This window comes from Serratia sp. X10, from assembly GCF_017811775.1.
In the GTDB taxonomy this organism is placed as follows: domain Bacteria; phylum Pseudomonadota; class Gammaproteobacteria; order Enterobacterales; family Enterobacteriaceae; genus Serratia; species Serratia ureilytica.
Window position 1 is genome coordinate 14,951 of record NZ_JAEIOH010000008.1, and the last position, 24,870, is coordinate 39,820.

General features: G+C 60.8%; 24 protein-coding genes. 13 read left to right on the forward strand and 11 right to left on the reverse strand.

Translation table 11 applies throughout. The features are described from left to right. Positions 1-6: 6 nt before the first annotated feature. From tauA to J9788_RS21040, 3 genes are all read right to left on the reverse strand, one after another. Positions 7-1,002, reverse strand: coding sequence for a taurine ABC transporter substrate-binding protein (gene tauA / locus J9788_RS21030; RefSeq protein WP_182265729.1), 996 nt, complete (start codon positions 1,000-1,002; stop codon positions 7-9). A 114-nt stretch (positions 1,003-1,116) separates the two neighbouring features. Further along, positions 1,117-1,899, reverse strand: a complete 783-nt coding sequence (locus J9788_RS21035) for a PhzF family phenazine biosynthesis protein (RefSeq protein WP_182265728.1) — start codon at positions 1,897-1,899, stop codon at positions 1,117-1,119. Positions 1,900-1,910: 11 nt separating this feature from the next. Beyond that, complete coding sequence (locus J9788_RS21040) at positions 1,911-2,513, reverse strand: LysE family translocator (RefSeq protein ID WP_182265727.1); 603 nt, start codon at positions 2,511-2,513, stop codon at positions 1,911-1,913. 119 nt (positions 2,514-2,632) lie between these two features. On the opposite strand from J9788_RS21040, the gene J9788_RS21045 reads away from it, so the two are divergent. From J9788_RS21045 to J9788_RS21055, 3 genes are all read left to right on the forward strand, one after another. Beyond that, positions 2,633-3,613, forward strand: coding sequence for a hydrolase (locus J9788_RS21045; RefSeq protein ID WP_033645258.1), 981 nt, complete (start codon positions 2,633-2,635; stop codon positions 3,611-3,613). Next, the gene (locus J9788_RS21050) at positions 3,610-3,843 is read left to right on the forward strand and encodes a YheU family protein (protein WP_004930376.1); all 234 of its coding nucleotides are present in this window, start codon (positions 3,610-3,612) and stop codon (positions 3,841-3,843) included. Before J9788_RS21045 ends, J9788_RS21050 begins: the two co-directional genes overlap by 4 nt. 151 nt (positions 3,844-3,994) lie before the next feature. Next, positions 3,995-4,864 carry a phosphoribulokinase gene (locus tag J9788_RS21055; protein ID WP_042785488.1) on the forward strand — a complete coding sequence of 290 codons (870 nt, stop codon included), beginning with the start codon at positions 3,995-3,997 and terminating at the stop codon, positions 4,862-4,864. A gap of 38 nt (positions 4,865-4,902) precedes the next feature. On the opposite strand, the gene J9788_RS21060 is transcribed toward J9788_RS21055, so the two are convergent. Further along, the gene (locus J9788_RS21060) at positions 4,903-5,310 is read right to left on the reverse strand and encodes an OsmC family protein (RefSeq protein ID WP_025304517.1); all 408 of its coding nucleotides are present in this window, start codon (positions 5,308-5,310) and stop codon (positions 4,903-4,905) included. Positions 5,311-5,692: 382 nt separating this feature from the next. Here J9788_RS21060 and crp point away from each other — a divergent pair, with 382 nt between their 5' ends. Together crp and J9788_RS21070 are read left to right on the forward strand one after the other, a co-directional pair. Beyond that, complete coding sequence (gene crp / locus J9788_RS21065; protein ID WP_004090925.1) at positions 5,693-6,325, forward strand: cAMP-activated global transcriptional regulator CRP; 633 nt, start codon at positions 5,693-5,695, stop codon at positions 6,323-6,325. Between the two features lie 50 nt (positions 6,326-6,375). Next, a complete protein-coding gene (locus J9788_RS21070) occupies positions 6,376-8,454 on the forward strand; it encodes a YccS/YhfK family putative transporter (protein WP_182265726.1) in 2,079 nt (692 codons plus the stop codon). A 40-nt stretch (positions 8,455-8,494) separates the two neighbouring features. Here J9788_RS21070 and J9788_RS21075 read toward each other — a convergent pair whose 3' ends face one another. The 3 genes from J9788_RS21075 to J9788_RS21085 all read right to left on the reverse strand — a co-directional run bounded on the left by J9788_RS21075 (position 8,495) and on the right by J9788_RS21085 (position 12,015). Continuing rightward, positions 8,495-9,712 carry an aspartate aminotransferase family protein gene (locus J9788_RS21075; protein WP_182265725.1) on the reverse strand — a complete coding sequence of 406 codons (1,218 nt, stop codon included), beginning with the start codon at positions 9,710-9,712 and terminating at the stop codon, positions 8,495-8,497. 131 nt (positions 9,713-9,843) lie between these two features. Continuing rightward, positions 9,844-10,419 carry an aminodeoxychorismate synthase component II gene (locus J9788_RS21080; protein ID WP_182265724.1) on the reverse strand — a complete coding sequence of 192 codons (576 nt, stop codon included), beginning with the start codon at positions 10,417-10,419 and terminating at the stop codon, positions 9,844-9,846. A gap of 72 nt (positions 10,420-10,491) precedes the next feature. Beyond that, on the reverse strand, positions 10,492-12,015 hold the full coding sequence (locus J9788_RS21085) for a helicase HerA-like domain-containing protein (RefSeq protein WP_182265723.1): 1,524 nt from the start codon (positions 12,013-12,015) through the stop codon (positions 10,492-10,494). A 218-nt stretch (positions 12,016-12,233) separates the two neighbouring features. Between J9788_RS21085 and J9788_RS21090 the strand changes: the two genes are divergently transcribed. After that, the gene (locus tag J9788_RS21090) at positions 12,234-12,503 is read left to right on the forward strand and encodes a hypothetical protein (protein ID WP_042785491.1); all 270 of its coding nucleotides are present in this window, start codon (positions 12,234-12,236) and stop codon (positions 12,501-12,503) included. Between the two features lie 17 nt (positions 12,504-12,520). Continuing rightward, a complete protein-coding gene (locus tag J9788_RS21095; protein ID WP_182265722.1) occupies positions 12,521-12,799 on the forward strand; it encodes a type II toxin-antitoxin system RelE/ParE family toxin in 279 nt (92 codons plus the stop codon). On the opposite strand, the gene btsR is transcribed toward J9788_RS21095, so the two are convergent. The 3 genes from btsR to ppiA form a co-directional block, all read right to left on the reverse strand. After that, the gene (gene btsR / locus J9788_RS21100; protein ID WP_046898723.1) at positions 12,800-13,525 is read right to left on the reverse strand and encodes a two-component system response regulator BtsR; all 726 of its coding nucleotides are present in this window, start codon (positions 13,523-13,525) and stop codon (positions 12,800-12,802) included. After that, positions 13,525-15,210 (reverse strand): sensor histidine kinase, encoded by a 1,686-nt coding sequence (locus tag J9788_RS21105; protein WP_044029984.1) that lies wholly within the window; start codon positions 15,208-15,210, stop codon positions 13,525-13,527. Before J9788_RS21105 ends, btsR begins: the two co-directional genes overlap by 1 nt. Positions 15,211-15,365: 155 nt before the next feature. After that, positions 15,366-15,935 carry a peptidylprolyl isomerase A gene (ppiA, locus tag J9788_RS21110; RefSeq protein ID WP_033636286.1) on the reverse strand — a complete coding sequence of 190 codons (570 nt, stop codon included), beginning with the start codon at positions 15,933-15,935 and terminating at the stop codon, positions 15,366-15,368. 353 nt (positions 15,936-16,288) lie between these two features. Here ppiA and J9788_RS21115 point away from each other — a divergent pair, with 353 nt between their 5' ends. From J9788_RS21115 to tsgA, 4 genes are all read left to right on the forward strand, one after another. Continuing rightward, complete coding sequence (locus J9788_RS21115) at positions 16,289-16,627, forward strand: PTS lactose/cellobiose transporter subunit IIA (RefSeq protein WP_025304525.1); 339 nt, start codon at positions 16,289-16,291, stop codon at positions 16,625-16,627. Further along, positions 16,624-17,931 (forward strand): 6-phospho-beta-glucosidase, encoded by a 1,308-nt coding sequence (locus J9788_RS21120; RefSeq protein WP_033645265.1) that lies wholly within the window; start codon positions 16,624-16,626, stop codon positions 17,929-17,931. Before J9788_RS21115 ends, J9788_RS21120 begins: the two co-directional genes overlap by 4 nt. Before the next feature lie 72 nt (positions 17,932-18,003). Then, the gene (locus J9788_RS21125; RefSeq protein ID WP_094141724.1) at positions 18,004-18,984 is read left to right on the forward strand and encodes a LacI family DNA-binding transcriptional regulator; all 981 of its coding nucleotides are present in this window, start codon (positions 18,004-18,006) and stop codon (positions 18,982-18,984) included. Between the two features lie 191 nt (positions 18,985-19,175). Further along, positions 19,176-20,360, forward strand: coding sequence for an MFS transporter TsgA (tsgA, locus tag J9788_RS21130; protein WP_046898720.1), 1,185 nt, complete (start codon positions 19,176-19,178; stop codon positions 20,358-20,360). 53 nt (positions 20,361-20,413) lie between these two features. Here tsgA and J9788_RS21135 read toward each other — a convergent pair whose 3' ends face one another. Beyond that, the gene (locus J9788_RS21135) at positions 20,414-21,682 is read right to left on the reverse strand and encodes a cytosine deaminase (protein WP_227414677.1); all 1,269 of its coding nucleotides are present in this window, start codon (positions 21,680-21,682) and stop codon (positions 20,414-20,416) included. A gap of 302 nt (positions 21,683-21,984) precedes the next feature. Here J9788_RS21135 and nirB point away from each other — a divergent pair, with 302 nt between their 5' ends. Both nirB and nirD read left to right on the forward strand, forming a co-directional pair. Further along, positions 21,985-24,534 (forward strand): nitrite reductase large subunit NirB, encoded by a 2,550-nt coding sequence (nirB, locus tag J9788_RS21140; protein ID WP_046898718.1) that lies wholly within the window; start codon positions 21,985-21,987, stop codon positions 24,532-24,534. Then, positions 24,531-24,857, forward strand: a complete 327-nt coding sequence (gene nirD, locus J9788_RS21145) for a nitrite reductase small subunit NirD (RefSeq protein WP_033645269.1) — start codon at positions 24,531-24,533, stop codon at positions 24,855-24,857. Before nirB ends, nirD begins: the two co-directional genes overlap by 4 nt. The last annotated feature ends 13 nt before the right edge of the window (positions 24,858-24,870 follow it).

A 24,870-nucleotide genomic window follows, 5' to 3' on the forward strand; every position in this document is an offset into this window, starting at 1 on the left:
GCTTCCTTACGACTGCGGCGCAGCCTGCACCTGTTTCACAAAACGGTCGGTCACATAAGCGCTGTAATCGCTGTCGACCTGCGGGATCTTGCCCTGCTGCTTGAGGAATTCGGCGGTATCGCGAATCGCCTTGTCCACCGGCTGACCGAGTTGGGCGACCTGATCCGCCACCGGCAGATAACGGTTCCCCTTCACCAGCTCCGGCACCTGCGCTTGCGGCACGCCGCTCAAGCGCGCCAAGGTGCTGAGATGGCTCGGATCTTTCAGCCACTGTTCCGGCGCCGCCAGGTAGGCCTTCTGCGCCTGCAGAGCGCTGGCGGCAAAGGCGGTCACCACGTCGGGATGTTTCTCGGCGAAGTCTTTGCGCACCACCCACACGTCCAGGGTTGGCGAACCCCATTCGCCCACCTGCGCGGAGTCGGTCAGCACCTTGCCCTGTTTGGCCAGTTCGTTGACCACCGGCGCCCAGACGTAGGCGCCGTCGATGTCGCCGCGCTGCCAGGCGGCGGCGATGGCCGGCGGCTGCAGATTGAGGATCTTCACCTGTTCAGGCTTGATGCCCCAATGTTTGAGCGAGGCCAGCAGGCTGTAATGGGTGGTGGAGATAAACGGCACCGCGATGCGCTTGCCGATCAGATCCTGCGGGCTTTTGATGTCATTCTTCACCACCAGCGCTTCGGAACTGCCGAGCTGCGAGGCGATGAGGAACACTTCGATGGGGAGTTTTTGGCTGGCGGCCACCGCCAGCGGGCTGGAGCCGATATTGCCGATCTGCACGTCGCCGGAGGCCAGCGCGCGCAACACGCTGGAGCCGCTGTCGAACTTACGCCAGTCGACGGTCGCGCCGGACTGTTTGGCGAAGCTGTTTTCCGCCTGCGCCACCTTGGCCGGCTCCGCCGACGTCTGGTACGCCACGGTCACGTCCACCGCATAGGCGCTGGCCGCGCTGAGCGACAGCGCCAGCAGCGCCGCGTTGCGTAAAGAAAAGAGTTTGCCCGCCATGTTCCGCTCCGTTGATAAAAATCTGTTCAGTTGCTGACAGTTTTATCTGAGCGATGACGGGCGATAAAAGAATAAAAAAGTCTTCTTTATTACCTTAGGTAATATTAAAACGAATCACAGCACGATCGTCCCGCGCAAGAACACGTGAGCATAGCCGCCGAGCAGCGTGCGGTCCCCTTGCAGTTCGCAGAACAGCTCGCCGCCGCGCGCCGAAATCTGCCGGGCGTGCAGCCGATGGCGGCCGAGACGCGCCGTCCAATAAGGCATCAACGTGCAGTGCGCGGAGCCGGTCACCGGATCCTCGCCGCCGTCGAGCGTGAAATAGCGCGAAACGAAGTCCACGGTGTCACCCGGCGCGGTGACGATCACCGCGCGGCCGGCCAATGCGATCAGCGCCGGGATGTCCGGGCGCAGCGCGCGCACCTGCGCCTCATTTTCCACCACCGCCAGCAGCGCTTTCGCCTGCCACACTTCCTGCGGCTGCACGCCCAGCAGCGCCGCGAGGCCCGCCGGTTCGGCGACTTTCTGCGGCGGCCTGGCGGGGAAATCAAGCACCAGCCGCTCCCCATCCCGCTCATCGCGCTTGACGAACAGCTCGCCGCCGGCCGATCTGAAGCGAATATCCTTCAGCGCCGGGTTAACCGCGCTGAACATCACATGCGCCGCCGCCAGCGTGCCGTGGCCGCAAAGATCGACCTCACGCTCCGGGGTAAACCAGCGAATGGCGGTCATGTCGCCCTCATCCCAGACAAAGCTGGTCTCCGGCAGGCCGATCTCGTTGGCGATCGCCTGCAGCCGCGCCGTCGGCAGCGGCTGCGTCAGCAGGCAGACCCCGGCCGGGTTGCCGCGCAGCCCCTCACCGGTAAAGGCGACCACGTGATAATAGTTTTCCGCCATCGTTCCGCTCCTTAATGCCAAATCAGTAATACACAGGCTGCAGTCAGCAGCCCCATGGAAACGTTGAAGATAATCCAGGCTTTTTTGCTGCGCAGCAGGCGGCCGATCACCGTGCCGAACGCCAGCCAGATAATGCCGGCGACGATGTTTACCGCCAAAATGCCCAGCGCGATCGCCGCAATGGAACCGTTGTACTTATCGCCCGCCAGACTGAAGCTCGCCACCGCGCCCAGCGCCATCAGCCAGGCTTTCGGGTTGAGGAACTGCAGCAGCCAGCCCTGATACAGCCGCACCGGCTGCGGCGGCGCCACGTCGGTTTCCAGCTTTTCATAGGCGGCGGTGGCGACTTTCCACGCCAGCCACAGCAGGTACAAACTGCCGAGGATTTTCAGGATCAGGTGCAGCGACGGGTAAACCAGGATCAGGCTACCGACGCCGAAGGCCACCAGCAGCAGAATGCTTTGCATGCCGAGCATGATGCCGATCATCAGCCACAACGAACGCATAAAGCCAAAGTTCGCGCCGGAGGTGGTCAGCAGCAGGTTATTGGGGCCGGGCGTGATGGCGGCGACCCACAGGAAGCCCAGCATCGAAAGGAATAAACTCGGTTCCATGGCACGGGTGCTCCTCACCCAAGGCGCTTTTTTGCAGTATCATTGTCAGTTATTGGTATTGAAGCTAACAGTGCGCCTGGGATCTCACAATAGTCGCCAACAACATTTTTACTCCGCCTATGCATGACGTCTTTCGCCCCCTGACCGGGGCCAGTAACCCGCACCTGCAAACGCTGTTGCCGCGGCTGGTGCGCCGCCGCGTGTTATTGAAACCGCATTGGCAACGGCTGGAATTGCCCGACGGCGATTTCGTCGATCTCGCCTGGAGCGAGGATCCGGCGCAGGCGCGCGACAAACCGCGCGCGGTGCTGTTCCACGGTCTGGAAGGCAGCTTCTACAGCCCCTACGCGCACGGCCTGCTCAACGCCTGGCGCGAGCGCGGCTGGCTCGGCGTGGTGATGCACTTTCGCGGCTGCAGCGGCGTGCCCAACCGCAAGCAGCGCATCTACCACTCCGGTGAAACCGAAGACGCGCGTTTCTTCCTGCGCTGGCTGCGCGACAGCTACGGTGAGGTGCCAACCGCGGCGGTAGGCGTTTCGCTCGGCGGCAACATGCTGGCCTGTTATCTGGCGCAGCAAGGCGCCGACAGCCTGCTGCAGGCGGCGGTGGTGGTCTCGGCGCCGCTGATGCTGGAGCCCTGCGCCTACCGCATGGAGCAAGGCTTCTCCCGCGTCTATCAGCGCTACCTGTTGGGGCAGCTGAAACAAAACGCCACCCGCAAGCTGTTGCACTACCCGGACACCCTGCCGCTCAAGCTGTCACAGCTGAACGGTTTGCGGCGCATCCGCGAATTCGACGACGCCATCACCTCGCGCATTCACGGCTTCAGTGACGCCACCGATTATTATCGCCGCTGCAGCGCCCTGCCGCTGTTGCCGGCGATCCAAACGCCGCTGCTGATCATCCATGCGAAGGACGATCCCTTCATGACCCATGAGGTGATCCCCGACGTCGCCGGCCTGCCGCGCAATATCGAATATCAGCTGACCGAGTTCGGCGGCCACGTCGGCTTTGTCGGCGGCACGCTGAAAAAACCGCACATGTGGCTGGAGCATCGCATTCCGGCCTGGCTTTCCCCTTATCTGGACATCCCGACGTGATCATTCCCTGGCAAGAACTGGCAACCGACACCCTGAACAGCCTGATCGAATCCTTTGTGCTGCGCGAAGGCACCGATTACGGCGAGCACGAACGATCGCTGGAGCAGAAGGTGGAGGACGTGCGCCGCCAGCTGAAAAACGGCGAAGTGGTGCTGGTGTGGTCGGAACTGCATGAGAGCGTCAACATCATGCCGCGCGGCCAGTTCCGCGCCGGCCAGGAAGAAATTTAGTGGCGCCCGGTTCTATGACTGACGGAAAAAATCAGGTAACAATGGGACATTGCAAACCAGCGCGCGCCATTTCTTCCTGACATAGAAAGCGTCAACAAGAGCCACAATAATCCCCTGACGCCGGCGCATTCAACACGGAGTGACAACCACCATGTCTGCCAAACATCCCGTTATCGCGGTGACCGGTTCCAGCGGCGCCGGCACCACCACCACCAGCGTGGCGTTCCGCAAAATCTTCCAGCAGCTCAACATTCGCGCCGCCGAGCTGGAGGGCGACAGCTTCCACCGCTATACCCGGCCGGAAATGGACGCGGCGATCCGCAAAGCACGCGATCTGGGCAGACACATCAGCTATTTCGGCCCCGAGGCCAACGACTTCGGCCTGCTGCAGCAGAGCTTTATCGAGTACGGCAAAAACGGCACCGGCCGTTCGCGCAAGTACCTGCACACCTACGACGAAGCGGTGCCCTACAATCAGGTGCCGGGCACCTTCACCCCGTGGGAGCCGCTGCCGGCGCCGACCGACGTGCTGTTCTACGAGGGGCTGCACGGCGGTGTGGTCACCGAGCACCATGACGTGGCCAACCACGTCGATCTGCTGGTCGGCGTGGTGCCGATCGTCAACCTGGAGTGGATACAGAAGCTGATCCGCGATACCGGCGAACGCGGCCACTCCCGCGAGGCGGTGATGGATTCGGTGGTGCGTTCGATGGAAGACTACATCAACTACATCACGCCGCAGTTCTCGCGCACCCACATCAACTTCCAGCGCGTACCGACGGTGGATACTTCCAACCCGTTCGCCGCCAAAGCCATTCCCTCACTGGATGAAAGCTTCGTGGTGATCCACTTCCGCGGGCTGGATCAGATTGACTTCCCCTATTTGCTGGCGATGCTGCAGGGCTCGTTTATCTCGCACATCAATACGTTAGTGGTGCCGGGCGGCAAGATGGGGCTGGCGATGGAGCTGATCATGGCGCCGCTGGTGCAGCGGCTGCTGGAAGGCAAGAAGATCGAATAAACGCGTTGAGCGCGGCGGCGGGCCGCGCTCCGTCTCGATTACGCCGGCTGGCGGATCTCGAAGCTGTGGGTCACCGTGGCGGCCTTGTTGAGCATCAGCGCCACCGAGCAGTACTTCTCCGCCGACAGGTTCACCGCTCGCTCTACGATTTTGTCGGTCAGATCCTGGCCGGTGACGATGAAGTGCAGGTTGATATGGGTGAACAACCGCGGAGCTTCTGCACGGCGCTCGGAGGTCAGCTTCACCTCGCAGTCGCGCACGTCGTTGCGCCCTTTTTGCAGGATGGACACCACGTCGATCGCGCTGCAGCCGCCCACCGACATCAGCACCATCTCCATCGGGCTGGGCGCTTTATCGCCGGCGTTGCCGTCCATCAGCACCTGGTGGCCGGAGGCCGATTCACCCAAAAACGTTAACCCTTCCACCCATTTAACTCTTGCCTGCATTCTGGTCACTCCGGTTGATTTCTTAAAATCAGAGTACGCTTTCGCATAGAAACAGGCAACGTAACCTGATGCTAATCATGCTGAAGCGAGACAACACGAGACACCCGCCTTACTCTGTGCTACAAACAGAGCCGCAATAAATCTTTCCGGGACACTGAATTTCAGGGAAACGCCCAGAGAAAGGCTCCTTTACCGGTATGTTAACAGAATGTAGCTTGCAGCGCTTACGGCAAGTTAATATGCTAGAGCGACAGCGTATTTTTATGACACGCCTCAAAACTTGCCGGTAGCCCTCGCTCATAACTGCGGCTACAGGCGGGTTTTACAGGGAACTCTGACCCCTGTGACACAAGGCAGCGATAACAACAGAGGATAACAGCGAATGGTTCTCGGCAAACCGCAAACAGACCCTACTCTCGAATGGTTCCTGTCTCATTGCCATATCCACAAATATCCATCGAAGAGTACGCTGATTCACCAAGGTGAAAAGGCCGAAACGCTTTACTACATCGTGAAAGGCTCCGTCGCGGTGCTGATCAAGGATGAAGAAGGTAAAGAGATGATCCTGTCCTACCTCAACCAGGGGGATTTCATCGGCGAGCTCGGATTGTTCGAAGAAGGCCAGGAGCGCAGCGCCTGGGTTCGCGCGAAAACCGCCTGTGAAGTGGCCGAAATTTCCTACAAGAAATTCCGCCAGCTGATCCAGGTGAACCCGGACATCCTGATGCGTCTGTCCGCCCAAATGGCGAGCCGCCTGCAGGTCACGTCCGAAAAAGTGGGCAACCTCGCCTTCCTGGACGTCACCGGCCGCATCGCGCAAACCCTGCTGAATCTGGCGAAGCAACCCGACGCCATGACTCATCCGGACGGCATGCAGATCAAGATCACCCGCCAGGAAATCGGCCAGATCGTCGGCTGCTCGCGTGAAACCGTTGGCCGTATTCTGAAAATGCTGGAAGACCAAAACCTGATTTCCGCCCACGGCAAGACCATTGTCGTCTACGGCACCCGTTAATCCCTGAAGAAACGGCGCAATCTGCGCCGTTTTTTTGTCCGTTCTCTGCCATGTGGCGCCGCCTGATCTACCACCCGGAAGTCAACTACGCACTGCGACAAACGCTGGTGTTATGCCTGCCGGTGCTGTTTGGCCTGCTGATTGGCCAGCTGCAGCTCGGCCTGATGTTCTCTCTGGTGCCCGCCTGCTGCAATATCGCCGGTCTGGACACGCCGCATAGGCGCTTCTTTAAACGGCTGATCGTCGGCGGTGCGCTGTTTGCCCTCAGCAGCCTGCTGCTGCAACAAGCCCTGCTGTGGCATCTGCCGCTGCCGGCGCTGATGCTGGGTCTGGCGCTGCTGCTCGGCGTCACCGGCGAAATCAGCCCGCTGCACGCCCGGCTGTTGCCGGCGGCGCTGGTGGCCGCCATCTTCGCTCTCAGCATGGCCGGCACGGTGCCAATCTGGCAGGCGCCGCTGTTGTACGTCATCGGCACCGCCTGGTACGGCTTATTCACCTGGTTCTGGTTCAAACTGTGGAAAGAGCAGCCGATGCGCGAGACGTTGAGCCAGCTCTATCTGGAACTGGCGGACTACTTCGAAGCCAAGTATTCGCTGCTGACCCAGCACACCGACCCGCAAACCGCGCTGCCGCCGCTGCTGGTGCGCCAGCAAAAGGTGATGGATCTGATCAGCCTGCTGTACCAACAGCTTAATTTCCTGCCGCACGCCAACAACCTCGATCAAAAGCGTCTGCAACGCGCCTTTCAGGTGGCGATGGATCTGCAGGAGCACATCACCGTCAGCCTGCACTTGCCGGAGGAAGTACAAAAACTGATGGAGCAGAGCCAGGCCGAAGCGATCATTCGCCGCAACGCCCAGGTGATCGCCGGCCGGCTGCGCGTGGTGGCGCACGATATTCTCTACCATCAGCATTCGAAGCGCTTTTCCATGACGCACGAGCTGGCGGCGCTGGAAAAAATGGCGGCGCAGCATCCCGACAACCCGGTCGGCCAGTTTTGCTACTACCATTTCAGCCGCATCGCCCGCCTGCTGCGCACCCAGCATCCGCTGTACCGCCGCGATTTGATGCCCAGCCAGCACCGCCTGCCGTTTTGGCCGGCGTTGGCCAGCTACCTGTCGTTCAAATCCACGGCGCTGCGCAACGCCGCGCGACTGGGGGTGACACTGGCGGTCGGCAGCAGCCTGGGGGCGGTATTCAATCTGCCGAAGCCTTACTGGATCCTGCTCACCATCATGCTGGTGAGCCAAAACGGCTATAACGCCACCCGGGTGCGTATTCAGCACCGTGCGCTCGGCACGATCGCCGGTCTGTTGCTGGCGGCCGGGCTGTTGCAGCTGCAGTTACCGGAAGCAGAAACACTGAGCATCATGCTGATGATCACGCTGCTGGCCTACCTGGTTTCGCGCAAGAACTACGGGCTGTCGGTGATTGGCTTTACGGTCACGGCGGTTTACACCCTGCAGCTGCTGGCGCTGAACGGCTCGCATTTTTTGGTGCCGCGTCTGATTGATACCTTGATCGGTTGCGTGCTGGCGTTCGGCGGCACCATTTGGCTGTGGCCGCAGTGGCAAAGCGGGCTGCTGCGCAAGAATGCCCATCAGGCGCTGGAAAACGATCAAGCCGCGCTGCGGCTGATGCTGAAGCAACCGGAGCCGGACGCCACCGCGTTGGCCTATGCCCGCATGCAGGTCAACCAGGCGCACAATGCGCTGTTCACTTCGCTCAATCAGGCGATGCAGGAACCGGGGTTCGCCTCGAACTATCTGGCGGACATGCGGCTGTGGGTCACTCACAGCCAGTTCATCGTCGAACACCTGAACGCCATGACCATTTTGGCGCGCGAGCACTACATGCTGACGCCGAAACTGGCGCAAGCGTATCTGCAAACCTGTGAAATCGCGCTGCAAAGCTGCCAGCAGCGGTTGGAATACGACGGCCCGAGCAGTGACAACAGCGGCATCATGCAGCCGCCGGATCTGCATCCAGAGATGCCCGTCACCGAGATGGAACGTCATTTGCGGCGTATTCTGTCGCACCTGAGCGTCATGCACACCATTTCGTCGCTGGCCTGGCGCCAGCGCCCGCACCACGGCATCTGGCTCAAGCGTAAACTGCGCGATCAATAAGGGCGCGGCATGCCGCGCCCCGTTATGCGCCGCAGGTGTTTCAGGCGTTGATCACATCCTGCACCGCCAGCTCGAACAGCGCCATGCCGGCCTCGATGTCCTGCAGTTCCACCACCAGCGACGGCGCGAAGCGGATCACGTTCGGCCCGGCGTTGAGGATCATCAGCCCACGCGCGGCGGCGGCGGTGAGGAAATCGCGCGCTCTGCCGTGATAATGCGGCGTCAGCTCGGCGCCGATCAGCAACCCCATGCCGCGAATGGCGGTGAAAATACTGTATTTATCGCCGATATTCCGCAAAGCCTGCACATACAGCGCATGGCGTTGCTCGATGCCGCTCAGCACCTCCGGGGTATTGATCACATCCAGCGCCGCCTCCGCCACCGCGCAGGCCAGCGGGTTGCCGCCGTAGGTGGTGCCATGAGTGCCCACCTGCATCACCGACGCAATCTCTTCGGTAGTCAGCATGGCGCTCACCGGGAAACCGCCGCCCAGCGCCTTGGCGGTGGTGAGAATGTCCGGCGTCACGCCATAATGCATATAGGCGAACAGCTTGCCGCTGCGCCCCATGCCGCTTTGCACTTCGTCGAACACCAGCAGCGCCTGATGTTGGTCGCACAGTTTGCGCACGCCTTTAAGGAAGTCGGCGTCGACCGGCGTAATGCCGCCCTCGCCCTGAATCGGCTCCATCACCACCGCGCAGGTGTGGTCATCCATCACCGCTTTCACCGCCGCCAGATCGTTGAACGGCACGTGCACGATATCAGCCGGCTTCGGCCCGAACCCGTCGGAATATTTGGCCTGCCCGCCCACCGACACGGTGAACAGCGTGCGGCCGTGAAACGCGTTATAGAAGGCGATGATTTTGGTTTTATAGGGGCTGTGGCGGGTGATGGCGTAATGACGCGCCAGTTTGAACGCCGCCTCGTTGGCCTCCGCGCCGGAGTTGGCGAAGAACACCCGATCGGCGAAGGTGGCGTCGATCAGTTTGCTCGCCAGGCGCAGCGCCGGTTCATTGGTGAAGACGTTGCTGGTATGCCACAGGGTTTCCCCCTGACGTTTGAGCGCCTCGACCAGCGCCGGGTGGCAGTGTCCCAGCGCCGTCACCGCGATGCCGCCGGAAAAATCGATATACTCTTTTCCCTGCTGATCCCAGACCCGGCTGCCTTTGCCGCGCACCGGCACAAACTGGGCGGGTGCATAAACAGGCAGGATCACCTGGTCAAAGGTGCTGCGGCTCACTGCGGATTTGTCAGTCATTTTCGGCTCCAACCTGAAGGTTTTTCAGCGCTATCGCGATGTTATGATGAAAATATAATCACGAAATATGCATAAAAAAACACTAAAGCGCAAATGCAAAACGCCTGACGGGCGAAAAAAATGCGAAGGGATTAACGCCTGAGGAAATTATCCAACAGCTGATGGCCTTGCTCGCTGAGCACGCTTTCCGGGTGGAACTGCACCCCTTCCAGCGCCAGCGTGCGGTGGCGGATGCCCATGATCTCATCGCGCACGCCGTCGCGTTCGCTCCAGGCGGTCACTTCAAAGCAATCCGGCAGCGTATCGGCTTTCAGCACCAGCGAATGGTAACGCGTCACGGTCAGCGGATCGCTCAGGCCGCGAAACACGCCGACGCCCAGATGGCGAATCGCCGAGGTTTTGCCGTGCATCACCGCGCGGGCGCGCACCACTTCAGCGCCGAACGCCTGCCCCAGCGCCTGGTGCCCCAGGCACACGCCGAGGATCGGCAGCTTGCCGGCGAAATGACGAATGGCGGCCAGCGAGATGCCCGCTTCGTTCGGGGTACAAGGGCCGGGGGAAATCACCAGATGCCGCGGCTCCAGCCGCTCGATATCGGCCAGCTGCAGCTCATCGTTGCGCTTCACCACCACCTCGGCGCCCAACTCGCAGAAGTACTGGTAAAGGTTATAGGTAAAGGAGTCGTAATTATCGATCAGCAGCAGCATGTTAGGTCCGGCAGAGAAAAACGCCGCCATAGTTTACTGATTTAACCCGCCGCTGCCGACGATAATTTCCGCTTACTTTTTACGGCCGCCGGTGATCGAGCCCAGCACGCCGCGCAGGATCTGGCGGCCGAGATCGCGCGCCATGCTCTTGGCGGCGGTCTGGACGATGCCGTCGCGTTTACCGCCGCGCGGGCCGGTGGAACCGAACAGCAGCTCGTTCAATCCGTCCATCAGGCCGCCGCCCGTCTGTTGCTGCGCTTGCGCCTGCGGTTGCTGCCCCTGCTGCGCAGTGCCGACGGTGGCGAAGCCGCCCGACGACAGCTTCTCGTAGGCGGACTCGCGGTCAATCATGTCTTCATAGCGGCCATACAGCGGCGACCTGTTGATCGCGCTGTTCAGCCCTTCCGCGCCGAGCATGCCCATTTTGGATTCCGGTGCGATGACCATCGCCCGCTCCACCACGTTCGGCCGGCCCTTCTCGTCGAGGAATGACACCAGCGCTTCGCCCACCCCCAGCTCGGTGATCGCCGTTTCGGCATCGAAGGCCGGATTGGCGCGCAAGGTTTGCGCCGCCGTTTTCACCGCCTTCTGATCGCGCGGCGTAAAGGCGCGCAGCGCATGCTGTACGCGGTTGCCCAACTGGCCCAGCACGCTGTCCGGGATATCCAGCGGGTTCTGGGTGACGAAGTAAATGCCGACGCCTTTGGAGCGGATCAGGCGCACCACCTGTTCGATCTTGGTCAACAGCGCCGCCGGCGCGTCGTTGAACAGCAGGTGCGCTTCATCGAAGAAGAACACCAGCTTCGGCTGTTCGGGATCGCCCACTTCCGGCAGATGTTCAAACAGCTCGGCCAGCAGCCACAGCAGGAACACTGAATACAGCTTCGGCTGATTGATCAGCTTGTCCGCCGCCAGCAGGTTGATCACGCCATGACCGTTGGCGTCGGTTTTCATCAGATCGTTGATGTCCAGCATCGGCTCGCCGAAGAACTGGTTGGCGCCCTGCTCTTCCAGCGTCAGCAACCCGCGCTGGATGGCGCCGATCGACGCGGCAGAGATGTTGCCGTACTGAGTCTGGAATTGTTTGGCGTTATCGCCGACGAACTGCACCATGGCGCGCAGGTCTTTCATGTCCAACAGCAGCAGCGCGTTGTCATCGGCGATTTTGAACACCAGTTGCAGCACGCCGCTTTGCACCTCGTTCAGATCCAACAGGCGCCCCAGCAGCAGCGGCCCGAGATCGGAAATGGTGGCGCGGATCGGATGCCCCTTTTCGCCGTAAATATCCCACGGGATAATGGTGCAGGCCTGCGGCTGCCAGTCGGTGACGCCGATCGCCGCCAGGCGTGCCTGCAGCTTCTCGGAAGGCACGCCCTCGGCGCCGATGCCGGACAGATCGCCCTTCACGTCCGACAGGAACACCGGCACGCCGATGCGCGAGAACTGTTCGGCCATTTTTTGCAGCGTCACCGTCTTGCCGGTGCCGGTTGCCCCGGTAATCAACCCGTGGCGGTTGGCCAACGCCGGCAAAATCACCAGATCCTGTTCCGGTTTTCCGTCTTTCATCGCCTTGGCGATAATCCGTGGTTCACTCATTTTCTGTTCCTTTGACGCTGACGCGGCGCGAAACGCGCCTGTTGATGCAATAAAGCTATAAGCGCCGCGTAACCCCGTCAAGGACAAACAAAAAGGGCGCCGTCGGAGCCTGATGAATTCAGATTGCGCTTAACGCCAGAGCCTCCGACCGTCCTTGCTTGAACAATAAAGCAGCGGTGTTATAGTGGATATTACGCTGTATATACGAGGTAAATACCATGCCTGAATCTACCGTGGTAATCCGCGTGGATGAAGAGTTAAAAACCGCTTTTGCCAGCGCAGCAAAGGCCGCCGACCGCACGGCTTCACAACTGCTGCGCGATTTCATGCGCGAGTTTGTAAGCCGCCAGGCTCAGCAGGAAGAATACGACCAGTGGCTGAGGGAAAAAGTCGAGGTGAGCCGCAAGGCGTTGCGTGAAGGCAAGTTCGCCGACGATGAAGAGGTCGCCGCTTATTTCGCCGAACGCAGAGCTAAATCAACGCGATAAACCACAAAAGGACTTTTGTGAAACTGATATGGACGGAACCCGCCATCGCCGATCGTCTGGCGATTTATGAATGGTTGGAACTTAAAAACCCGGCCGCCGCCGCAGAAAATGATGTAAAAATCGCTGACGCGGCGGCACGCCTCGTGCATCATCCCGCCAGCGGAAAAACGGGTCGGATAGCCGGCACGCGCGAGTTGGTCATCTCTCCGTCCTATCTGCTGGTCTATGAATGGGCGGCTCAGCGCGTCATCATCTTGGCCATCGTGCATACCCGCCGCCGGTGGCCACCCGTATAGTCACCCCCGCAGCCCCAATTGCTCCTTCAGCGCTTTCAAATAACGCCGGCTGACCGGCACCGGATCGCCGGCGGACATGATCATCTCCGCCGCGCCGCCTTCTTCGAAGCGGATCTCGCGCACCTGCTCCAGGTTGACCAAATACTGCCGATGGCAGCGCACCAGCGGCGTACGGCTTTCCAGCGTGCGCAGCGTCAATTCGGTGAAACACTCCATGCCGTCGCTGCGCACCACGAATACCCCGCTCAGTTTGGAACGGATCGCCAACACCTCGTCGAACCGCAGCAGATAGATGCGGCTGTGGCCGGTGCAGGGAATGTATTTCAGGTAGCCGGCGCTGTCATCCAGCGCCGTCACATCCTGCGGCGCACTGCGCTGCCGCAGGCGTTGCAGCGTCTTGCTCAGCCGCTTCGGCTCCGCCGGCTTCAGCAGATAGTCGAAGGCGTGCTCCTCGAACGCCTGCACCGCGTATTCGTCGTAGGCGGTCAGAAACACGATGTGCGGCATCCGATTGGGATCCAGCATGCCGACCATTTCCAGCCCGCTGATACGCGGCATTTGAATATCGAGAAACACCACGTCCGGCTGCAGCCGATGGATCTGGCTGATGGCTTCGATGGCGTTGGCGCATTCGCCGATGATCGTGATCCCCGCTTCGGCCTCCAGCAGATGGCGCAGGTTGTCGCGCGCGGAAGGCTCATCGTCAACAATCAGTGCGTTTAACATCAGGCGGCCCTCTCCATGGGAACATTGAGCGTAATGCGGGTATAGGCGTCCGGCCGGCAATCCACCTGCACGCCATAGCCTTCGCCGTAGCGCACGCGAATGCGTTTATCCACCAGATTCATACCCAGCCCGCTGCAGTTTGGTTTCGGCTGGAACAGCCCGGCGTTGTCCGTCACCTGCAGCAGCAGATGCTCGCCTTCGCAGCAGGCGCCGATTTCGATGCGGCCCACGCCCAACAGATGCGAGGTGCCGTGCTTGATGGCGTTCTCGACGATCGGCTGCAGCGAAAACGCCGGCAGCCGCGCCGCCAGCAGCGCCTCGGGCAGCGATACCGCAATCTCCAGCCGATCGGCGAAACGCGCTTTCTCGATCTGCAGGTAGGCGTTCACATGTTCTATCTCGTCCGCCAGGCTGACTTCATCATCCGAGCGCTTGAGGTTTTTGCGAAAGAAGGTCGAAAGGGACTGCACCAACTCGCAGGCGCGCTCGCCATCACGGCGGATCACCGCCACCAGCGTATTCAACGCATTGAAGAGGAAATGCGGGTTGACCTGCGCATGCAACAGCTTGATCTCCGACTGCGCCAACAACTGCTTGTGGCGCTCGTACTGTCCGGCCATGATCTGCGCCGAGAGCAGGCTGGCGATGCCTTCGCCCAGCGTGCGGTTGATGGTGCTGAACAGCTGGCTTTTCGGTTCGTACAGCTTGATGGTGCCGATGACCCGCTGGTTTTCGCCGCGCAGCGGGATCACCAGCGTCGATCCCAGCTTGCAGGCCGGATTGATCGAGCAGCAGTAAGAGAGCTGGTTGCCGTCGGCGTACACCACCTCGTTGTTGTCGATGGCGCGATGCGAATGCACCGAGGCGATCGGCGTCCCCGGCAGGTGGTGATCGTCGCCGATGCCGATAAACGCCAGCAGCTTGTCGCGATCGGTGATCGCCACCGCGCCGATACCCAGTTCCTGATAAATCACCCGGGCGACCTTCATGCTGTTTTCCTGATCGAAGCCCTGCCGCAGGATGCCCTCGGTACGCTCGGCGATTTTCAGCGCCTTGGAAGAGAAAGCGCTGGTGTATTTCTCGAACATCGCGCGCCGATCCAGCAGGATTTGCATAAACATCGCCGCGCCGACGGTATTGGCGATCATCATCGGCAGCGCGATGTGCTCCACCAGCTGCAACGCCTCGTTGTAAGGGCGCGCCACCGCCAGAATGATCGCCATCTGCAACACTTCCGCCACCAGCGCCACGCCGCCGACGAACAGCGGATTGAACAGCAGCTCGATGCGCCCGCGGCGCATGGCGATGCTATGTACGATGCCGCCGACCAGGCCTTCCGACACCGTGGAGATCGCGCAGGCCACGTCGGTCATGCCGCCGAGCGTATACCGGTGCAGGCCGCCGGTCAGCCCGACCAGAAAACCTACCGACGGCCCGCCCAGCAAGCCGCCCAGGACCGCGCCTATCGCGCGGGTATTGGCGATCGAATCCTGAATGTGCAACCCGAAATAGGTGCCCATGATGCAGAACACCGAGAAGATCACATAACACAGCAGCTTGTGCGGCAGGCGAATGGTCACCTGCATCAGCGGGATAAACAGCGGGGTTTTGCTCAGCAGATAGGCGATGACGAGATAGACGCACATCTGCTGCAACAGCAACAGCACCTGGTTAAATTCATACATGGCAGCAACTCATCCAGAGACAACAAAGGGCGAACGCCGGATTTCCGGTCTGGTTATTGTCTGCCGATTAGAGCATGGGGCGCGGGAGAAAACAGTGATGAAGGCAAGGCTTCGTGAGGAAGGACGGCCGACCCCGGCGGGATCGGCCAAAAAACTTACGGCAGCACCTTGGCCGACAGAATCACCACCGGTTTGGTCGGCACATTCTGGTAAGGGCCGACGTTGCCGGTCGGCACCTGAGCGATCTTGTCCACGACGTCCATGCCTTTCACCACTTTGCCGAACACGGCGTAGCCGAAGTCACGCTGGCCGTGATCCAGGAAGGCGTTATCGGCCACGTTCAGGAAGAACTGGCTGGTGGCGCTGTCCTTGTCGGCGGTGCGCGCCATCGAAATGGTGCCGCGCAGGTTGCGCAAGCCGTTGTCGGCTTCGTTCTTGATTGGCGCCTTGGTGGATTTCTGCTGCATGTCAGCGGTGAAACCGCCCCCCTGGATCATGAAGCCCGGGATCACGCGGTGGAAAATGGTGTTGTTGTAGTACCCGCTGTTAACGTAATCGACGAAATTCTGGGTGGAAACCGGTGCCTTCTGGCTGTCGAGCGCCAATTCGATATTCCCCGCCGAGGTGGTCAGCATGACGTGGGTTTCACCGGCGGCGAGCGCCGCTGGCGCCATCGCAGTCAGGGAACACAGCGCGACGAAGGTCACTAAAGTACGTTTGAACATTAACGGGTCCTTTCTCTGAGAGACAAACAACGGAAAAGCGCTTTGATTCTAAAGAGCTGTATCGGCAAGTGCCAGCCATTTACCTATATTTACCCAATTACGGGACATATCCTAGGTGGCCCTGAATTTTGCTGCGGAAAGTATGGGCGCAGAAGGCTTTTTTGCCAACCGCGTCACGCATTTTTTGCCCAGCACCGCCCCAGGGCGTTTTTTGCGATCTACCTCCCAGTTTGCACACCGGTTGCCGTTACCCTATATAAATGAGAGCGCTCTCATTATAAAAAGAACGGATACTGAGGTATCCCACGGCGGCGTCGCCGCGCAACACCTGGAGAAATGACGTGAGTGAATTGATGACTGAAGTCAGCCCCGAGTTTGAAAGCACCATCATGGAACTGCTGGTTTTCTCCGGCAGCGCGCGCAGCAATGCGTTGATGGCGTTGCGGCAAGCGCGCGCCGGCGACTTCGCCGCCGCGGCCAAACACATGGTCGAATCCAAAGAGTGGGTGAAGAAGGCGCACCTGATCCAGACCGAGCTGATCGGCCTGGACGAAGGCTGCGGCAAGCTGGCGATCAACCTGATCACGGTACATGCGCAGGATCATCTGATGAACGCCATGGTGATCCAGGATCTGGCCGACGACATGATCGAGCTCTATCGCCGTCAGTCGCAAACGGAGGGCCGCTCATGAGCACGCTCAAAATCGCGGTGATTGGCGGTGGCAGCAGCTACACTCCCGAACTGGTCGATGGGCTGATCCAACGTATCGATGAACTGCCGGTCACCGAACTGGCGCTGGTGGACGTCGAACCGGGCCGCCAAAAAGTGGAAACCATCGCCGCCCTGACCCGCCGCATGCTGGCGCGCCACGGGCTGGAACAGGTGAAGGTCAGCGTGCACTTCGCGCTGGACGAAGCGATTCGCGGCGCCGCTTTCGTGCTGACCCAGTTCCGCGTCGGGCAACTGCCGGCGCGCGCCGCCGACGAACGGCTGGGCCTCAAATACCAGCTGCTCGGCCAAGAGACCACCGGCGTCGGCGGCTTCGCCAAGGCGCTGCGCACCATTCCAGTAATGCTGGATATCGCCCGTCGGGTGGAAAAGCTGGCGCCGGACGCCTGGATCATCAACTTCACCAACCCGGCCGGCATCGTCACCGAGGCGGTGTCCCGCTTTACCAAAGCGAAGATCATCGGCCTGTGCAACGTACCGATCAGCATGCATCACATGATCGCCAACATGCTGCAGGCGCCTTACGCCGACGTACAGCTGCGGTTCGCCGGCCTGAACCACATGGTCTGGGTGCATCAGGTCACGCAGCAGGGGCGCGACGTCACCGGCAACGTGATCGACATGCTGTGCGACGGCGCGGCGCTGACCATGAACAACATCAAGGAAGAGCCCTGGCAGCCGGACTTCCTGCGCGCGCTCGGCGCCATCCCCTGCCCGTACCACCGCTATTTTTACCAGACCCGCGAGATGCTGGCGGAAGAGATGGCCGCCGCCGGCGAACGCGGCACCCGCGCCGAGCAGGTGATGCAGGTAGAAAAAGAGCTGTTCGAGCTGTATGCCGATCCGCAGTTGAACAGTAAGCCGGAACAGCTCAGCTTCCGCGGCGGTTCTTTCTATTCTGAAGTTGCGCTGGAGCTGATCCGTGCTATCCATAATAATCTCGGCACGCAATTAGTGGTCAACACCGCAAACCGCGGCGCAATCCATGGCCTGCCGGACGATGCTGTGATAGAAATCAACTGTATCGTCGATGCTCAGGGCGCGCATCCGCTGACCTTCGGCCCACTGTCGGAACCGATGCAGGCGCTGACGCAGCAGGTGAAAGCCTACGAACGCCTGACCATCGAGGCCGCGGTGCACGGCGATCGCCGCAGCGGCTTGCTGGCGCTGATCGCCAACCCGCTGGTGGGCAACGCCAATCTGGCGCAGCCGTTGCTGGACGAGGTGTTGACGATAAACGCGCCGTATTTGCCGCAGTTCAGGTAAGCGCCTGCGCGCGGTATGACAGGGGTTCGGCGCGCCGAACCCATTTTTTTAGCCGTAATCAGGAGTTGGACGATGGTGACACTGGAAGATGTCGCGGCGCTGGCGGGCGTATCGCGCGCCACCGTATCACGGGTAGTGAACGGCGACAGCAACGTCAAGGCGCCGACCCGCGAGAAGGTTGAGCGCGCCGTCGCCCAGCTCGGTTACACCCCCAACCCGGCGGCCCGCGCGCTCGCCTCCAGCCACAGCAATACCCTCGGGCTGGTCACCACGTCGTATCGCGGCGGCTTCTTCGGCGCGCTAATGGACTTCGTGCAAACCGAGGCCGAATCCCACGGCAAGCAGCTGCTGGTGACCCAGGGCCGCAACAGCGCCGAAAACGAATGGCAGGCGGTGCAGCGGCTGTTCAGCCTGCGCTGCGACGGCGTGATCCTGCACGTGCGTTTTCTCAGCGACGATCGGCTGCGCCAGCTGGCGGCGGAGCAACGTCATTTCGTGTTGCTCGATCGTCTGGTGCCGGGGCTGGAAGACCGCTGCGTCACCTTCGATCATCCGCTCGCCAGCCGCATGGCGACCCAGCAACTGCTCGACGCCGGCCACCGGCGCATCGCCTGCATCAGCGGGCCGCGCGAGCGGCCGTCGAGCCGCCTGCGGCTGCAAGGGTTTGAAGAGGCGATGCAGGCGGCGAATATCGAGCCGGTGGCCTGTCTGGAAGGCGTTTACGATCTGGAAAGCGGTTACCGCTGCGCCGATCGCCTGTTGCGGCAGGCCGCGCCGCCCAGCGCCATCTACTGCTGCAACGAAGAGATGGCGATCGGCGCCCTGCTGGCGATCAACGAGCACCGCCTGCGGGTGCCACAGGATATCTCCTTGATCTGCTACGACAGCGGCGAACGCGCGCCCTTCGTCCGCCCGGCGTTGAGCAGCGTACACTTTCCCATCAGCGAGATGGCGCAATACGCGGCGCGCAGGTTGATCGATCCCGCCACCCCGACACACCGTTTTGAGCCGACGATCATCAAGCGTGATTCCATTGTGACGGTACGCAAATAGATCACAATAATGCGTATCACCCCTTCATGGGTTGCATCAAAAAATCGACAGCCATCACAAAAAATCCCGTTGTCTGTGCTAGGATCCGCCCCCTGGTGGCCTGAACGGGACTTTTTTCTGCGTTTGCCAGGAAAAGCCAGCGGCCTTATGCCAGTTTTAAAACCTCTAACAGACATATTCAGGCCTATATAATGAATGACAGTAACCGCATACGGCTTACCTGGATCAGCTTCTTTTCGTACGCGCTGACCGGTGCTTTAGTGATCGTCACAGGGATGGTGATGGGAAACATTGCAGAGTACTTTAATCTGCCGGTTTCCAGCATGAGTAACACCTTTACTTTCCTCAACGCCGGCATTTTGATTTCGATCTTCCTCAATGCCTGGCTGATGGAAATCATCCCGCTGAAGCGTCAGCTGATCTTCGGCTTTGTCCTGATGGTGCTGGCGGTGGCGGGGCTGATGCTCGGCAAGAGCCTGACCATGTTCTCGCTGTGCATGTTTATCCTTGGCGTGGTTAGCGGCATCACCATGTCGATCGGCACCTTCCTGATCACCCACATGTATGCCGGCCGCCAGCGCGGTTCACGCCTGTTGTTCACCGATTCCTTCTTCAGCATGGCCGGGATGATCTTCCCAATCGTCGCCGCCATGCTGCTGGCTCGCCATATCGGCTGGTACTGGGTTTATGCCTGCATCGGCCTGCTGTACGTGGGGATCTTCGTGCTGACCCTGTGCTCCGAATTCCCGGTGCTGGGCAAGAAAGGCGCCGACGCCGGTCAACCGGTCGAGAAAGAAAAATGGGGCATCGGCGTGCTGTTCCTGTCGATCGCCGCGCTGTGCTACATCCTTGGCCAGCTGGGCTTCATTCAGTGGGTGCCTGAGTACGCCACCAAGTCGTTCAACATGGACATCGGCCAGGCCGGTAAGCTGGTGAGCGACTTCTGGACCTCATACATGATCGGCATGTGGGTGTTCAGCTTCATCCTGCGCTTCTTCGATCTACAGCGTATTGTTACCGTGCTGGCCGCGCTGGCCACCGGCGCGATGTACCTGTTCGTCAGCACCGACAATCCGGAGCACCTGGGCTACTACATCATGGCCCTGGGCTTCGTTTCCAGCGCCATCTACACCACGCTGATCACCCTCGGCTCGCTGCAGACCAAGGTCTCCTCGCCGAAGCTGGTCAACTTTATCCTGACCTGCGGCACCATCGGCACCATGCTGACCTTCGTGGTCACCGGCCCGATCGTGGCGAAAGGCGGGGCGCACGCGGCGCTGACCACCGCCAACGGCCTGTATCTGGCGGTGTTCGTGATGTGTCTGCTGCTGGGCTTCGTGACCAAGCACCGCAGCCACGGTCACGTAACGCACTGATTTCTTCGCATCAAATACATCAAGGGCGCCCGCAAGGCGCCCTTTTTTGCGCCTTAGCGCCGAAAATCCACCGTCTCATCCTGCTGCAGATGCAGCGTGGTTTCCGCCGGCCGCGTTTCGGCGATCACCGCGCCCTGGCGAATCGAATAACGCACCGGCGTCTGGCGGCGCACCGCGTCGAAACCGCTTTCCGCCGGCAGGATCACCAGGTTGGCGCTGTTGCCGGCCGCCAGGCCGTAGTCGCTCAGGTTAAGAGTGCGCGCGCTGTGGTGGGTGATCAGCTTCAGCCCGTCGTCGATTTGGCCATAGCCCATCAGCTGGCACACGTGCAGCCCCATATGCAGCACCTGCAGCATGTTGGCGGTGCCGAGCGGATACCAGGGATCGAACACATCGTCGTGGCCGAAGCAGACGTTGATCTCCGCTTCCAACATCTCCTTCACCCGCGTCACGCCGCGCCGTTTTGGGTAGCTGTCGAAACGCCCCTGCAGGTGAATGTTCACCAGCGGGTTGGCGACGAAGTTGATGCCGGACATTTTCAGCAGGCGGAACAGCCGCGAGGCGTAAGCGCCGTTGTAAGAGTGCATCGCCGTGGTGTGGCTGGCGGTGACTTTCTCCCCCATCTCCAGCTTCAAGGCCAGCGCCGCCACGGTCTCGACGAAACGCGATTGCTCATCGTCAATTTCATCGCAGTGCACGTCCACCAGCCGATCGTATTTTTGCGCCAGCGCGAATGCCTTGTGCAGCGACTCCACGCCGTACTCGCGGGTGAACTCGAAATGCGGAATGGCGCCCACCACGTCGGCCCCCAGCCGCAGCGCTTCTTCCAGCAATGCTTCGCCGTTGGGATAGGAAAGGATCCCCTCCTGCGGGAAGGCGACGATCTGCAGCGTTACCCAGGGCGCCACCTCCTGCTTAACTTCCAGCATGGCGCGCAGCGCGGTCAGCGTAGGATCGGAAACGTCGACGTGGGTGCGCACATACTGCACGCCGTTGGCGATCTGCCACTTGAGCGTTTGCCAGGCGCGTTGCTTGACATCTTCATGGGTCAACAAGGCTTTGCGTTCTGCCCAGCGCTCGATCCCCTCAAACAGCGTGCCGGACTGGTTCCAGGCCGGCTGGCCGGCGGTTTGCGTGGTATCCAGATGAATATGCGGTTCGACGAACGCCGGCAACGCCAGCCCGCCCTGCGCATCCAGCACGTCGCTGCGCCACTCCTGCCCTTCCGGCTGCGGCACCAGATGCGCAATGCGCCCCTGCTCGATCGCCAGTTGCCACAATCCTTCATGCCCGCTTAAACGCAGGTTGTCGATAAACTTCAATGGACGTTTCGCCACCCTTCACCTCTGCCGTTGCGCTGGTTTTCTTCATCATACTGGCAGCGGATCGCGCTGACAAAGTCGCCGTTGCACGCCGGCCTGCGCGTCTACTCCCAGCGGGGTAGTTGGTGCGCGACCTGACTCGCTTCAGCTAAAGGTGAATAAAATCCGCAACTTATCAAAAAACGTGGAAAATCATTCATATACCACGTTGTGGGTAGATAAAGGCGCGATTGATTTGCATCAATAAATTGCCCCTCGGGAGGGATAAGGTAAGCCTAGGAAACCCGAATTTTGAGGCAATAATGAGCAGAGTCAAACTTGCCGTGATCGGCAATGGCATGGTCGGCCACCGGTTCATCGAAGATCTGTTGGATAAAGCAGACAAAGACCTATTCGACATCACCGTATTTTGCGAAGAGCCGCGCATCGCTTACGATCGCGTGCATCTCTCTTCCTATTTCTCGCACCATACCGCCGAAGAGCTGTCGCTGGTGCGCGAAGGCTTTTACGAAAAGCACGGCGTGAAGGTGCTGCTCGGCGAACGCGCCATCACCATCAATCGCGACGAGAAAGTCATCCACTCCAATACCGGACGCACCGTCTATTACGACAAGCTGATCATGGCCACCGGCTCCTATCCGTGGATCCCGCCGATTAAAGGCTCGGATAGCCAGGACTGCTTCGTTTACCGCACCATCGAAGACCTGAACGCCATTGAAGCCTGCGCGCGCCGCAGCAAACGCGGCGCGGTGGTCGGCGGCGGGCTGTTGGGGCTGGAAGCCGCCGGCGCGCTGAAAAGCCTGGGGGTGGAAACGCACGTGATCGAGTTCGCTCCGGTGCTGATGGCCGAACAGCTCGACCCGATGGGCGGTGACCAGCTGCGCCGCAAGATCGAGCGCATGGGCGTCAAGGTACACACCGGGAAAAACACCCAGGAGATCGTCAACGGCGGCGGCACGGCGCGCAAAACCCTGCATTTCGCCGACGGCAGCCTGCTGGAAGTGGATTTCATCGTTTTCTCCACCGGCATCCGCGCCCAGGACAAGCTGGCGCGTCAATGCGGACTGGAGATCGGCCGCCGCGGCGGCATCGCCATCAACGACTGCTGCCAGACATCGGATCCGGACGTGTACGCCATCGGTGAGTGCGCCGCCTGGCGCGATCGCACCTTCGGCCTGGTGGCGCCAGGTTACAAAATGGCGCAGGTGGCCGCCGATCACCTGCTGGGCCGCGAAAACGGCTTCCAGGGCGCCGACATGAGCGCCAAACTGAAACTGCTGGGCGTAGACGTCGGTGGCATCGGCGATGCCCACGGCCGCACCGAGGGCGCCCGCAGCTACGTTTATCTGGATGAGAGCAAAGAGGTCTACAAACGCATCGTGGTCAGCGCCGACAACAAAACCCTGCTCGGCGCAGTGTTGGTCGGCGATACCAGCGATTACGGCAACCTGCTGCAGCTGGCGCTGAACGGCATCGCGCTGCCGGAAAACCCGGACGGCCTGATCCTGCCGGCCCATGCGGGCAGCAAGCCGGCCATCGGCGTGGATTCGCTGCCGGAAAGCGCGCAGATTTGCTCCTGCTTCGACGTCAGCAAAGGCGACATCATCCGGGCAGTCAACCAAGGCTGCCACACCGTGGCGGCGCTGAAAGCCGAAACCAAGGCCGGCACCGGCTGCGGCGGCTGCATCCCGCTGCTCACCCAGGTGTTGAACGCCGAACTGAGCAAGCAAGGCATCGAGGTTAACCACCACCTGTGCGAACACTTCGCCTATTCACGTCAGGAGCTGTTCCACCTGATCCGCGTCGAAGGCATCAAGTCGTTCGAGGCGTTATTGGCCAAATACGGGAAAGGTTACGGCTGCGAAGTCTGCAAACCGACCGTCGGCTCGCTGCTGGCCTCGTGCTGGAACGAATACATCCTCAAACCACAGCACACGCCGCTGCAGGATACCAACGACAACTTCCTCGGCAATATCCAGAAAGACGGCACTTACTCGGTGATACCGCGCTCCGCCGGCGGCGAAATCACCCCGGACGGCCTGCTGGCCATCGGACAGATCGCCAAAGAGTACAACCTTTACACCAAAATGACCGGCTCGCAGCGCATCGGCATGTTCGGCGCGCAGAAAGACGACCTGCCGGCCATCTGGCGCAAGCTGCTCGCTGCCGGCTTTGAAACCGGGCACGCATACGCCAAGGCGCTGCGCATGGCGAAAACCTGCGTCGGCAGCACCTGGTGCCGCTATGGCGTCGGCGACAGCGTCGGTTTCGGCGTCACGCTGGAACATCGCTACAAAGGCATCCGCACCCCGCACAAAATGAAATTCGGCGTCTCGGGCTGTACCCGGGAATGCGCCGAAGCGCAGGGCAAAGACGTCGGCATCATCGCCACCGAAAACGGCTGGAACCTGTATGTTTGCGGCAACGGCGGCATGAAACCGCGCCACGCCGACCTGCTGGCCGCCGATCTCGATAGCGAGACCCTGGTGCGCTACCTCGACCGTTTCATGATGTTCTATATCCGCACCGCCGATAAGCTGCAGCGCACCTCGGTATGGCTGGAAAGCCTGGAAGGCGGCATCGATTACCTGCGCAAGGTGATCGTCGACGACAAGCTCGGCATCAACGAGCAATTGGAAGCGGATATCGCCCGCCTGCGCGAGGCGGTGATCTGCGAGTGGAAAGAAACCGTCGAGCACCCGGAAACGCAGCTGCGCTTCGCCCACTTCATCAACAGCCCGCTGCGCGATCCGAACGTGCAGGTGGTGGCCGAACGTGACCAACACCGCCCGGCGCGCCCTGACGAGCGCATTGCCGTCACCCTGATCGACACCGAGGAGAGCCAAGCATGAGCCAGTGGATTACCGTTTGCCCCATCGCCGACATCCTGCCCGGCACCGGCGTGTGCGCCCTGATCGGCGATCGGCAGGTGGCGGTGTTCCGCCCCTATGCCGACGAACAGGTGTTCGCCATCAGCAATATCGACCCGTTCGCCCAGGCCAGCGTGCTGTCGCGCGGGCTGATCGCCGAGCATCAGGGGGAGTTGTGGGTCGCCAGTCCGCTGAAGAAACAGCGTTTCCGCCTGTACGATGGCCACTGCCTGGAAGATGACAGCCGCTCCGTCGCCAGCTTCACCAGCCGGGTGGTCGACGGCATCGTGCAAGTCGCGGCATAACCTTTCGGGGGCG

Bases quoted from the DNA above. Each gene is read 5' to 3' on its own strand.
- tauA (WP_182265729.1), bottom strand. From the start codon at position 1,002: ATGGCGGGCAAACTCTTTTCTTTACGCAACGCGGCGCTGCTGGCGCTG.
- J9788_RS21035 (WP_182265728.1), bottom strand. From the start codon at position 1,899: ATGGCGGAAAACTATTATCACGTGGTCGCCTTTACCGGTGAGGGGCTG.
- J9788_RS21040 (WP_182265727.1), bottom strand. From the start codon at position 2,513: ATGGAACCGAGTTTATTCCTTTCGATGCTGGGCTTCCTGTGGGTCGCC.
- J9788_RS21045 (WP_033645258.1), top strand. From the start codon at position 2,633: ATGCATGACGTCTTTCGCCCCCTGACCGGGGCCAGTAACCCGCACCTG.
- J9788_RS21055 (WP_042785488.1), top strand. From the start codon at position 3,995: ATGTCTGCCAAACATCCCGTTATCGCGGTGACCGGTTCCAGCGGCGCC.
- J9788_RS21060 (WP_025304517.1), bottom strand. From the start codon at position 5,310: ATGCAGGCAAGAGTTAAATGGGTGGAAGGGTTAACGTTTTTGGGTGAA.
- crp (WP_004090925.1), top strand. From the start codon at position 5,693: ATGGTTCTCGGCAAACCGCAAACAGACCCTACTCTCGAATGGTTCCTG.
- J9788_RS21070 (WP_182265726.1), top strand. From the start codon at position 6,376: ATGTGGCGCCGCCTGATCTACCACCCGGAAGTCAACTACGCACTGCGA.
- J9788_RS21075 (WP_182265725.1), bottom strand. From the start codon at position 9,712: ATGACTGACAAATCCGCAGTGAGCCGCAGCACCTTTGACCAGGTGATC.
- J9788_RS21080 (WP_182265724.1), bottom strand. From the start codon at position 10,419: ATGCTGCTGCTGATCGATAATTACGACTCCTTTACCTATAACCTTTAC.
- J9788_RS21085 (WP_182265723.1), bottom strand. From the start codon at position 12,015: ATGAGTGAACCACGGATTATCGCCAAGGCGATGAAAGACGGAAAACCG.
- J9788_RS21090 (WP_042785491.1), top strand. From the start codon at position 12,234: ATGCCTGAATCTACCGTGGTAATCCGCGTGGATGAAGAGTTAAAAACC.
- btsR (WP_046898723.1), bottom strand. From the start codon at position 13,525: ATGTTAAACGCACTGATTGTTGACGATGAGCCTTCCGCGCGCGACAAC.
- J9788_RS21105 (WP_044029984.1), bottom strand. From the start codon at position 15,210: ATGTATGAATTTAACCAGGTGCTGTTGCTGTTGCAGCAGATGTGCGTC.
- ppiA (WP_033636286.1), bottom strand. From the start codon at position 15,935: ATGTTCAAACGTACTTTAGTGACCTTCGTCGCGCTGTGTTCCCTGACT.
- J9788_RS21115 (WP_025304525.1), top strand. From the start codon at position 16,289: ATGACTGAAGTCAGCCCCGAGTTTGAAAGCACCATCATGGAACTGCTG.
- J9788_RS21120 (WP_033645265.1), top strand. From the start codon at position 16,624: ATGAGCACGCTCAAAATCGCGGTGATTGGCGGTGGCAGCAGCTACACT.
- J9788_RS21125 (WP_094141724.1), top strand. From the start codon at position 18,004: ATGGTGACACTGGAAGATGTCGCGGCGCTGGCGGGCGTATCGCGCGCC.
- tsgA (WP_046898720.1), top strand. From the start codon at position 19,176: ATGAATGACAGTAACCGCATACGGCTTACCTGGATCAGCTTCTTTTCG.
- nirB (WP_046898718.1), top strand. From the start codon at position 21,985: ATGAGCAGAGTCAAACTTGCCGTGATCGGCAATGGCATGGTCGGCCAC.
- nirD (WP_033645269.1), top strand. From the start codon at position 24,531: ATGAGCCAGTGGATTACCGTTTGCCCCATCGCCGACATCCTGCCCGGC.